The 1,197-nt window shown below is 65.4% G+C and carries 2 protein-coding genes; both read left to right on the top strand.

Translation table 11 applies throughout. The annotated features are described in order from the left end of the window. A partial coding sequence (locus V2S85_RS27105) for a VOC family protein (RefSeq protein WP_330705876.1) occupies positions 1 to 692 on the top strand: 692 nt, incomplete at its 5' end. 5 nt (positions 693 to 697) lie between these two features. Beyond that, positions 698 to 1,081, top strand: a complete 384-nt coding sequence (locus V2S85_RS27100; protein WP_330705875.1) for a nuclear transport factor 2 family protein — start codon at positions 698 to 700, stop codon at positions 1,079 to 1,081. Positions 1,082 to 1,197: the final 116 nt, after the last annotated feature.

The following is a 1,197-nucleotide window of genomic DNA, read 5'->3' as shown; positions in this document are numbered from 1 at the left end:
TGCGCGTGTGGAACAAGCGGCCGGTGCTGTGCCGCCCCGATCCGGTCAACGCGCCCGACTTCATCCAGCGCCTCAACCAGCATCGCAAGTGGCGCACCCGCGCACGGCCCAAGACGATCAACCACATCGTCTATTTCTCCGACGATTATGTCGCGACTTACGAATTTTACCGCGACCGGCTGGGCTTCACCATGTCGGACCACAGCAAGGCCAACGGCATCTTCGCGCGCGCCGACGGCACGTACGAACACCATACGATCTTCTGGCTGACCACCCAGCACAAGGGCACGAAGGGCAAGCGCGGCTATGCCCACATCGCCTTCGGGCTGGAGGACATCGACGAGGTCATGGTCGGCGCCAACTACATGCAGGACAAGGGCTGGTCGCACGAGCGCCCGTTCGCGGCCGCGCTGAACCGGCACCGGATTTCCTCGGCGATGTACTATTACTTCCCCTGCCCTGCCGGCGGCGACGCGGAGTATCATGCCGATACCGACTACCTCGACGACGGCTGGGTGCCGCGAGTCTGGGAAATGGCGTTCGGCGGCGCGCTCTGGCAAACGGACTCGCCCGGTTTCTTCGGCCAGCGCGGCATCACCTGGGATGTGAAGATGGACGCGGACGAAACCTCGCTGGAGGAATATCGCGGCTTCGGCAAGACGCCCTCGGGCGATGCCGGCAGCATATACTGACCGGCGTGGACAGCCCCTTCGCCGCCTTCGTCACGGAGTTCCAGCGCCGCCTCGACGCCGCCGAGAGCCTTGCCGACATGCTGGCTCCCGGCGCACGGCTGGTCTCCCCGGGAGACGTGCTGGACGGTATCGAGGCGATCGACGCCTGGGTGACCGGGCACCGCTCCGAGCAAGTCGTGCGCCACGTCTGGAACAACCTGAGGGTGGAGATGGACGGCACCGGCGTCATCTTGCGCTACATCGCCACCGCCTGGCACGGCGCTGAGACCGGCAGCCTGCGCATGATGACGCTGGGCGATGTCGTCGACGTCCTCGTGCCGGGGCCCGGTGGCGAATGGCTGCTGGCCGAGAGCAGCTTCGCCCGCATATTCAAACACAACATAGTCTAGGAGAGTTCGATGTCGTCTCAGGGTTTCGTCGGTGCCGTTCTGCGCCAGGGCCATGTGGAGTACGAGAAGGCCCGCCATGCCACGGTCTGGCGCGAGAACACGCCGCTGCGCTTCCC

The sequence above is a fragment of the Novosphingobium resinovorum genome (assembly GCF_036352595.1).
Taxonomy (GTDB): Bacteria; Pseudomonadota; Alphaproteobacteria; order Sphingomonadales; family Sphingomonadaceae; genus Novosphingobium; species Novosphingobium resinovorum_B.
This window is presented reverse-complemented; position numbering and strand designations above follow the sequence as displayed.